Raw genomic sequence first — 9,315 nt, 5'->3', positions numbered from 1 at the left:
GGGCGCGACGCCGCGCGCGCAGGAGCCCCCGAGCGCGCCCAGCACGCAGGGCCCGCGCCGCGGGGCGCACGCCGCGCGGCACTCCGGCCCGCCCACGCCGGTCGCCGGCACGCGCGGCGCGGCGGGTCCCGCGGCGGCCGGCCCCGGCTCCTCCGCCCCCGGCGCGTCCGGGTCCGGTGGCGCCACCGGCGCCGAGGGCTCGCCCGCCGCTCCCGACGCCCAGGCCCGCGCCACCACCGCGGCGCCCGCGACCCCGCCGTGGTTGCCGCGCGAGGCCGAGGAGCGCCCCTACCCCCCGCGGCGGGCGCTGCACGGGCAGGGCACCGACACCCGTCGGACGCCGGCGTCGCACCGGGCGGACCGGCCGGACCCGAGCCGGTCCCGCACGGAGCCCGCGCGCTCCGCGCGCACCCGGGCCGAGGCGGCGCGCTCGGACGGCTCCCGCGCCCCCCAGCGGCGCGGCGACCACCGCAGCACGGCGTCGCGTCCCGCAGGCAGCGCGGGCGCCGACGGCGCCGACCGGACCCGGGCCGCGGTGCGGTCCCGCGCCGACCAGCGCGCCGGGACCCGCGCCGGGACCCGCGCCGTCCCGCTGCCCGACCGCGGCCGCCGCGCCCGCGAGGCGGCCACCCCCCGGCGCACCTCGACCCGGGCCGCGGTGCGGTCCCGCGCCGACCAGCGCGCCGGGACCCGCGCCGGGACCCGCGCCGTCCCGCTGCCCGACCGCGGCCGCCGCGCCCGCGAGGCGGCCACCCCCCGGCGCACCTCGACGACCACCGGGGTGCGCATCGGCCCGCTCGGCCGCCTGTCGTGGCCGCTGGTGGCGCTGGTGGCGCTGCTCGCGGTGCTGCTGATCGCCTCGCTCGTGCGCGCCCTGCTCGACGACGGCGGCGGGTCGTCCGCCGCGGCGCTGCCCGCCGCGGCGTTCCTCGCCCGCCCGCGCGCGGCACGACGCCGTACCGGCGCGCCGGAGCGCGCCACCACGACGTGCCCGACGACGGTGCGCCCGACGACGGACCGCCCGGCGACGGCGACGGTCCGGCCCCTCGCCACGGTCCCGGCGCTGCCCGCGGCAGCCGCGGCCCGCCCCCTGGCGGCGCGGGCCGCCGCACGGGCCTGGGACCGCACCGGCTTTGGGATGATGAACTCTCACGAGTCGCGCGCCCGGCGCGCGACCCCGACTCCGAAGGACGTTTGAGTGGCTGACAACACTCCCCGGGTACTCGCCGGCCGGTACGAGGTCGGTGAGCTCATCGGCCGCGGCGGCATGGCCGAGGTGCACATCGGGAAGGACGCACGCCTGGGCCGCACCGTGGCCATCAAGGTGCTGCGCTCCGACCTGGCGCGCGACCCGTCCTTCCTCGCCCGCTTCCGCCGCGAGGCGCAGGCCGCGGCGGCGCTCAACCACCCCTCGATCGTGGCCGTCTACGACACGGGCGAGGACGTCCACACCGACGACCTCGGCAACCAGGTCCACGTGCCCTTCATCGTCATGGAGTACGTGGAGGGCCACACCGTCCGCGACATCCTGCACGACGGCGCCGCGGTGCCGATCGAGGAGGCCATCGAGATCACCGTGGGCGTGCTCTCGGCCCTCGAGTACTCCCACCACGCCGGCATCGTGCACCGCGACATCAAGCCCGCGAACGTGATGATCACGCCGACCGGCACGGTCAAGGTGATGGACTTCGGCATCGCCCGCGCGGTCGCCGACTCGGCAGCGACGATGACGCAGACGCACGCCGTCATCGGCACGGCGCAGTACCTGTCCCCGGAGCAGGCCCGCGGCGAGCAGGTCGACTACCGCTCCGACCTGTACTCGACCGGCTGCCTGCTGTTCGAGCTGCTCACCGGCCGGCCGCCGTTCGTCGGCGACTCGCCGGTGGCCGTGGCGTACCAGCACGTGGGCCAGGCCCCGCAGCGCCCGAGCGAGATCGCCTCGGACGTGCCGGAGGTGCTGGACCGCATCACGCTCAAGGCGCTGGCCAAGGACCGCGACTCGCGCTACGGCACGGCCGCGGACTTCCGCGCCGACCTCGAGGCCGCGCTGCACGGGGGCGCCGTCGCCGCGCCCGCGGTGGCCGCGGGCCTGGCCGCCGCCGGCGGCGCCGCCGCCGCGACGATGGCGTACGGCGCCCCGGGCTACGGCACCGAGGGCGCGACGCAGCTGATGAGCCCGGCGGGCGCCGCGCCCACGCAGGTGGCCGGCACCCCGTGGGACACGACGGGCCCCGCCCCCGCGTCCCCGGCCACCGGCACGCCCACCCCGACGCCCGACGCCGGGTCCGGGAAGGACCGCCGCCGCAAGCGCGCGCTGCTGTGGACCCTGATCACCGTGGCGGTGCTCGCGGTCGCCGCGATCGTCACCGCCCTGGCGCTCAACGACGGCGCGAACGAGCCGACGACCGGCGCCGTCCCCGACCTGTCGGGGATGACCCAGCAGCAGGCCGAGCAGGCGCTCGACGACGCCGGCTTCGAGTTCCGCCAGCTGCTCGACCAGGACTCGTCGGAGCCCGAGGGCACCCTGACGCGCCAGGACCCCGGCGCCGGCGAGGAGGCCGAGCTCGGCACCACTGTCGACGTCTACTTCTCGGGCGGCCCCGAGACGATCGGCGTGCCCGACGTCACCGGGCTGAGCGAGGACGACGCGCGGAGCCAGATCGAGGGCGCCGGGCTCGTGTGGGGCGAGGTCGGCACCGCCCCGAGCGTCGACGTGCCCAAGGACCACGTGATCAAGACCGACCCGGGGGCCAACCAGGCCGTCAAGGAGGGCGCCACGGTGAACGTGACCCTCTCCGACGGCACGGTGGAGCTGCCCGACCTCACGGGCATGAGCCGCGAGGACGCGCTGGCGAAGCTCGGCGAGCTCGGCCTGAGCTCGCGCGAGACGGAGCGCGAGAGCGGCGACGTCGACCCGGGCACGGTGCTCGAGCAGAACCCCGCGCCGGGCAACGTCGAGCAGGGCACCCAGGTGGCGATCGTCGTCGCCAAGGAGCCCGAGGTCGCGAAGACGACGGTGCCGGACATCGTCGGCCGCCAGTGGAACGACCAGACCGAGGAGGAGTTCGCCTCCTACTCGCTCAACCGCCGGATCGAGACGGCGCCGTCGGACACCGTGCCCGCCGGGGCGGTCATCTCGACCGACCCGCCCGCCGGCACCGAGGTCGACGAAGGCCACGAGGTCACGATCGTCGTCTCCACCGGACCGAGCAGCGCCTCGCCGACGCCCAGCGGCAACGGTGACGGCGGCGGCAACGGGAACGGCAACGGCAACGGCGGCGGCGGCAACGCGGACGACGGCCAGGACTCCGGCGACGACCAGGCCAGCATCTTCGACTTCTGAGCCCGCGCCGGCGCGCCACGTCCTGGCCACGCACGACGAAGGGGGCCTCCCGTGCGGGAGGCCCCCTTCGTCGTGCGGCCGTCGGCCACGTCGGTGCGGCGCGGGTCCTGGCCGTCAGGCGGCGTGGTGCACCAGCGGCGCCATGCCCGCGGAGCGCTCCACCGCGCCCTCGTCGCCGCAGACCGCCAGCCAGTTGGCGAGGATGCGGTGGCCGCCCTCGGTCAGCACGGACTCGGGGTGGAACTGCACGCCGTGCAGCGGCAGCTCCCGGTGCTGCACGCCCATGACGACCCCGGACGCCGTCGCGCCGGTCACCTCGAGCTCGGCGGGGACCGTCTCGGGCACGACGGCGAGCGAGTGGTAGCGCGTGGCGGTGAAGGGCGTCGGCAGGCCGGCCAGGACGCCCGTGCCCTCGTGCTCCACCAGGCTCGTCTTGCCGTGCATGAGCTCGGGGGCGTGCGCCACCGTGGCGCCGAACACCTCGGCGAGGGCCTGGTGGCCCAGGCAGACGCCGAGCAGCGGCGTGCGCGACCGGGCGCAGGCGCGGATGACGTCCTCGGAGGCGCCGGCCTCCTTGGGTGTGCCCGGCCCGGGGGAGACGAGCACGCCGTCGAACCGGCCCTCGGCGTCGGCGAACACGCCGTCGGCGTCCGGTTCCGGCACCGCGTCGTTGCGGACGACGACGGTGCGGGCGCCGAGCTGGTCGAGGTAGCCGACGATCGTCCAGACGAACGAGTCGTAGTTGTCCACGACGAGGATGCGCGGGCCGGCGCTCTCGGGGGTCTGGGGATCGGTGCTCATGCGGTCACCTCGGCGGTGCAGGTGGTCGGATGCCGCGCGGTCGAGCGCGGCTGAGAGGCCACGATAACGCGCCCCGCCCGGTGCCCCGCAGGGCCGTCCGCCCAGCCGTCCGCCCAGCCGTCCGCCCAGCCGTCCGCTTCAGGAGAAGACGTCGGTGCCCTCGGGCACCCTGGCGTACTGCAGCTCGGTGCTGCCCGCGTAGGCGGGCAGCTCGAGGTGCGACGACGCCTTCTCGCCCCACCCGAGAGCCACCCAGTCGACGTAGTCCAGGTAGGTCTGCACGCCCGGCGACGCGGCGAGCGCCGCCTCCAGCCGGTCCGGGTCGCCGACCGCCTGGACGACGTAGGGCGGGGAGAACACCTTGCCGTGCAGGAGCAGGATGTTGCCGGAGCAGCGGAACGCCGAGGTGGAGGTGACCCGCTCGCCCTGCAGCGTCATCGCCTCGGCGCCGCCCGCCCACAGCGCGTTGATGACGTGCTGGAGGTCCTGCTGGTGCACCACCAGGTCGTCGGCGTGCACGCCCGGGATGGACTGGCTCGAGGCGGGCGCGTCGTCCAGGGTGACGGTGAGCCCGGGCCCGGTGACGGGCGTCGAGCCGGCCATCACGGCCTCGCGCCGGGCGAGGTCCGGGTCCGCCGCCTCCACGCCCGACGACGAGCCCGCCCCGAGCGCGTCGATCTGGGCCTGCAGGTCGTCCACCTGCGCGCCGAGCCGCTCGACGCGGCCGGACTCCGACTCGACGAGCTGGGCGAGGTTCTCGGGGTGGCGTCCCTCGTCGCCGCGCGCGAGCTGGGCGCTGGCCGAGAACATGAGGCCGGCGGCCGCGGCGACGCCGGCGACGGCCACGTACGGGCGCCAGCGGCCGGCCGGATGTCCGGGTCGCGGGGACAGCCGCGCCATGGTCACCTCCGGGGTCGGTCGCACGGAGCGCGGTGCTCGGGAGCGCGGTGCTCGCCCACTACGCTAGTCGACGAAACGTCGTCCGCGTCCCGGCCTGCCCGCAGCCCGCGACGCCAAGCCGGTCAGCCAGTCAGGAGCCGTCTCGTGCCCGAGTCGAAGTCCCGCAAGAAGAAGGTGCCCACGCCCGCGCCGGAGGCGTCCGCGACGCCCGCCCGCCAGGCCGAGGGCAGCCCGCGCTGGCTCGTGCCCGTCATGCTCGGCCTCATGGTCCTGGGCCTCGTGTGGATCGTCGTCTACTACCTGACGTCGGCCCGCGTCGGGGGCGGCTTCCCCGTCCCGCCGCTGGGCACGTGGAACCTGCTGGTCGGCTTCGTCCTCATCATCGCCGGCTTCGTCCTGACCACGCGCTGGCGGTGACCCGCCGCCCGGCGCGGCCGGCCGCCCGGCCACGCCGCGCCGCCGCGCTCCCCGGTGCCGGCCTCCCCGCCCTCGTCGTCCCCGTCGCGATCGTCCCCGTCGCGATCGTCACCGTCGCGTCCGCCCTGGCCCTCGCGGCGTGCGGCGCAGCCGGCGGGGACCGCGGCCCGGGCGCCGACGCCGGCGGGGCCGCGGCGTCGAGCGCCGCACCGACCGCCACGCCGAGCACCACGCCGGGTTCGACCGCGGCCGCCTGGGCGCCGCCGCCCGCCGGCGCGCGGTTCGACTACCAGATCGGCGGGCCCTACCCGCCCGCGCCCGGCGTCGAGGTCGTCGAGCGGGACCACCGCGAGCCGCCCGCGGACGGCGTCTACTCGATCTGCTACGTCAACGCCTTCCAGACGCAGCCCGAGCAGGCCGACCTGTGGCTGGGCGAGCACCCCGACCTGCTGCTGCGCCGCGACGGCGTGCCGGTCGAGGACCCGGACTGGCCCGGCGAGCTCGTGCTGGACGTGTCCACCGCGCAGCAGCGTGCGGGCGTCGCCGAGGTGGTCGGCGCGTGGATCGACGGCTGCGCCGACGCGGGGTACGAGGCGGTCGAGCTGGACAACCTCGACACCGCCGCCCGGTTCCCGGACCTGCTCGAGGAGGATGACGTCGTCGCGGTGGCCGGCACGCTGGTCGACCGCGCGCACGCCCGCGGCCTCGCCGTCGCGCAGAAGAACGCCCCCGAGCTGGCCGCCCGCGGCGCCACGGAGGTCGGCTTCGACTTCGTCGTCGCCGAGGAGTGCCAGGTCTACGCCGAGTGCGACGCCTACACGGCCGACTACGGCGACCGGGTGATCGAGATCGAGTACGACGACGTCACGCCGGACAACCCCGACCCGGACGCCACGTTCGCCGCGGCGTGCGCGGCCCGCGGGGACCGGGTCTCCGTGCTCTACCGCGACCGTGACGTGGTGCCGAGCGGCGCGACGGGCTACCGCTCCGTGCACTGCTGAGCGAGCACGGTCGGGCGAGCGCCGCCGGGACCCGACCGACCACGCGTCCACAGACCGAGGCACAGCTGTCCACAGCCCCGTCCACAGGTGTGGAGGGAATTCCACCGGTGTCATTCACACCGGTGGACAACCCTGTGGGAAACGTTGTGGATAACCTTGTGGAGAAGGGTGTCGCCCGGGCTGTGGGCACGCCTGTGAGCGCCGGGGACGGTCAGCCCCCGACCGCCGCCAGCCAGCCCGTCGACGTGTACTTGCCCACCGCCAGCGCGACGAGCAGCACGGCCATCCCCAGGGGCAGCACCCAGCCGACGAGGCGCTGCCGTCCCCGCGGCGCCCGCGCGAACCCCCAGCCGAGGACCAGCCCGACCACGAGGCCGCCGAGGTGGGCCTGCCAGGCGATGCCGGGCAGCACGAACCCGATCACCGCGTTCACGGCGATGAGGCCGACGGCCTGGGCGGCGTCGGCGCCCAGGCGGCGCAGCACGGGCACCATCGCGCCGAAGAGGCCGAAGACCATGCCCGAGGCACCCACGACGCCCTGGTACCACCCGTCGTCGGCGGGCGTGCCGGCGAGCAGCAGGTAGCCCACCGAGCCGCCCACCGCGGACAAGGCGCACAGCGCGAGGAACCGCGCGCGCCCGAGCACCGGCTCGAGGAACTGACCGGTGACCCACAGGGCCCACATGTTGAACAGGATGTGGGTGACGTTGGTGGCGTGCAGGAATGCCGTCGTGAGGAACCGCCACGGCTCCGCCGCGCCGATCGCCGCGGAGAACGCCCACTGCTCGGTCCACGCGCCGCGGGTCGCGAGCTGCAGCACGAAGCTCGCGACGCAGATGCCGATGAGCGTCCAGGTCACCACGGGCCGGCCGCGCCGCACGCGGCCGCCCACCGCCGTCGTCGTGCGCGGCGCGGTGCGGGCCGCCTCGCGCACGCAGTCGACGCACTGCACGCCGACGGCCGCCGGGCGCTGGCACTCGGGGCAGGCGGGCCGGCCGCAGCGCTGGCAGCGCACGTAGGACACGCGGTCGGGGTGGCGCGGGCACACCGGCGGCGCGGCGGCGTCGGGGGCGCCCGGCGCCGGTGGGGGCGGCGGCTGCTCGGTCATGGGGAACTCCGCGGGACGGCGGGACGAGGACGGCGTCGGGAGCGGGCCGGGCGCGGGGCCCCCCCCCGGGGCCGCGGCCGGCCCGCGCCGTGGGAGGCCCCGGTGCGCCGGTGGCGGCCCCGGGGCCTCGCGGCGGGGTCAGTCCTCGATCGAGATGCTGCGGATGACGATGTCCTCGACCGGACGGTCGCCCGGGCGGGTCTTCGTCGTGCCGATCGCGTCGACGACGGCGCGCGACTCGTCGTCGGCGACCTTGCCGAAGATCGTGTGCTTGCCGTCGAGCCACGGCGTGGCCGTCGTCGTGATGAAGAACTGCGACCCGTTGGTGCCGGACACCTCGCCGGTCACCGGGTTGCGGCGCTTGCCGGCGTTGGCCATCGCGAGGATGTACGGCTCGGAGAAGTGCAGCTCCGGGTGGATCTCGTCGTCGAACATGTAGCCCGGGCCGCCGGTGCCGGTGCCGAGCGGGTCGCCGCCCTGGATCATGAAGTTGTCGATCACGCGGTGGAAGATGACGCCGTCGTACAGCGGCGTGCCGGTCTTCTCCTCACCCGTCGTGGGGTCGGTCCACGTCTGGGTGCCGGTGGCCAGCCCGACGAAGTTCCGGACCGTCTTCGGCGCGTGGTTCGGCAGCAGCTCGACGCGGATGTCGCCGAGGGTGGTGTGGAGGGTTGCGAACATGCGCCCATCCTCGCACGGGCGCCTGGCCTGCGGGCCGCCCAGGGAGCCGTCGCGCGCTCCGTCGCCTCGGGTGGCAGCATGGGCCCATGGTGCGAAAGAGCGTTGCTGAAACGGTGCCCCCGATCGACTCCGAGAAGATCAAGGAACAGGCCGCGCAGCTCGCGGCCGCACTGTCCGAGGCGAGCGCCCGGGCGGCCAAGGAGGCCGCCGTGCTGAGCGGGCAGGCCAAGGTCGCCGCCGGCCAGGCCCGCGAGTGGGCCGAGCCGCACGTGCAGGACTTCCTCGAGTGGCTCCGGCCGCGCGCGGAGAAGGCCTGGCAGGAGGGCGTCCAGGCGGCGGCGCCGCGCGTCGAGCGGGCGGCGGGCAAGGCAGCCCCCCTGCTCGACACGGCGCACGAGCGCCTCGGCCCCCTCGTCGACACGGCGCACGTCAAGGCCACCGAGGCCGTCGACACGGCGCACGACAAGCTCGTGGACGAGTACCTGCCCCGCGTCGTCGCCGCGTTCAACGAGGCCGCCGCCAAGGCCGCCGGCACGGGTGCCGCGGCAGCGGGCACGGTCGCCGCGGTCGCCGAGAAGGGCACGAAGAAGGCCGCCCGGAAGGCGGCGAAGCAGGCCGCCAAGGAGGCGCGCTCCGGCCGCAAGCGCGGCGTCGTGTGGCTCCTGCTGGCCGGTGCCGCCGCCGTCGGCTACGTCTTCTGGAAGCGTGCGCAGCCGCAGAACGACCCCTGGGCCGAACCCTGGGAGCAGACCAGCAAGCCGGACTACGACGGCGTGGCCCGCGAGGCCAAGCACCGGGCCGGCGACGCCGCCGAGGCCGTGGGCGAGGCGGCCGGCGCGGCCGTGGCCCGCGGCCGCGAGGCGGGGGAGAAGCTCGCCGAGCGCGCCACCGAGGTGCGCGGCGAGGTCTCCGAGCGCGTCAACGACGCCGTCGACAAGGCCACGGAGGCCGCGAAGAAGGCGACGCAGCGGGCCCGCACGTCGACCAAGCGCGGCGAGCAGGGCGGCGAGCAGGGCGGTGCCGAGACGTCGGGCGACGCCCCGCAGCAGAACGCCGAGGACGCC

At 76.3% G+C, this 9,315-nt stretch carries 8 protein-coding genes and 1 pseudogene; 5 read left to right on the top strand and 4 right to left on the bottom strand.

Annotated elements, in window-relative coordinates:
* A pseudogene (locus GSF02_RS17925) lies at nucleotides 1-1,198 on the top strand (hypothetical protein); the annotation flags it as partial.
* On the top strand, nucleotides 1,199-3,343 hold the full coding sequence (pknB, locus tag GSF02_RS17920) for a Stk1 family PASTA domain-containing Ser/Thr kinase (protein WP_159798727.1): 2,145 nt from the start codon (nucleotides 1,199-1,201) through the stop codon (nucleotides 3,341-3,343).
* Nucleotides 3,344-3,457: 114 nt separating this feature from the next.
* Here pknB and GSF02_RS17915 read toward each other — a convergent pair whose 3' ends face one another.
* Nucleotides 3,458-4,144, bottom strand: coding sequence for an aminodeoxychorismate/anthranilate synthase component II (locus tag GSF02_RS17915; RefSeq protein WP_159798726.1), 687 nt, complete (start codon nucleotides 4,142-4,144; stop codon nucleotides 3,458-3,460).
* 138 nt (nucleotides 4,145-4,282) lie between these two features.
* The gene (locus GSF02_RS17910; RefSeq protein WP_235915683.1) at nucleotides 4,283-5,068 is read right to left on the bottom strand and encodes a DUF881 domain-containing protein; all 786 of its coding nucleotides are present in this window, start codon (nucleotides 5,066-5,068) and stop codon (nucleotides 4,283-4,285) included.
* 120 nt (nucleotides 5,069-5,188) lie between these two features.
* On the opposite strand from GSF02_RS17910, the gene GSF02_RS17905 reads away from it, so the two are divergent.
* Nucleotides 5,189-5,461, top strand: coding sequence for a cell division protein CrgA (locus GSF02_RS17905; RefSeq protein ID WP_159798725.1), 273 nt, complete (start codon nucleotides 5,189-5,191; stop codon nucleotides 5,459-5,461).
* Entirely contained in the window at nucleotides 5,458-6,462 is a 1,005-nt protein-coding gene (locus tag GSF02_RS17900) for an endo alpha-1,4 polygalactosaminidase (protein WP_201308989.1), read from the top strand. The genes GSF02_RS17905 and GSF02_RS17900 overlap by 4 nt, the downstream gene beginning before the upstream one ends.
* Nucleotides 6,463-6,673: 211 nt before the next feature.
* On the opposite strand, the gene GSF02_RS17895 is transcribed toward GSF02_RS17900, so the two are convergent.
* On the bottom strand, nucleotides 6,674-7,570 hold the full coding sequence (locus tag GSF02_RS17895; RefSeq protein ID WP_159798724.1) for a rhomboid family intramembrane serine protease: 897 nt from the start codon (nucleotides 7,568-7,570) through the stop codon (nucleotides 6,674-6,676).
* A 138-nt stretch (nucleotides 7,571-7,708) separates the two neighbouring features.
* A complete protein-coding gene (locus GSF02_RS17890) occupies nucleotides 7,709-8,251 on the bottom strand; it encodes a peptidylprolyl isomerase (protein ID WP_159797885.1) in 543 nt (180 codons plus the stop codon).
* Nucleotides 8,252-8,337: 86 nt separating this feature from the next.
* Here GSF02_RS17890 and GSF02_RS17885 point away from each other — a divergent pair.
* A partial coding sequence (locus tag GSF02_RS17885) for a hypothetical protein (RefSeq protein ID WP_201308988.1) occupies nucleotides 8,338-9,315 on the top strand: 978 nt, incomplete at its 3' end.

It is taken from the genome of Puerhibacterium puerhi (genome assembly GCF_009846865.1).
GTDB classification, from domain to species: Bacteria; Actinomycetota; Actinomycetes; order Actinomycetales; family Cellulomonadaceae; genus Puerhibacterium; species Puerhibacterium puerhi.
Note: the sequence above shows the minus strand (reverse complement) of the source record. Positions and strands in the feature narration are given on the sequence as shown.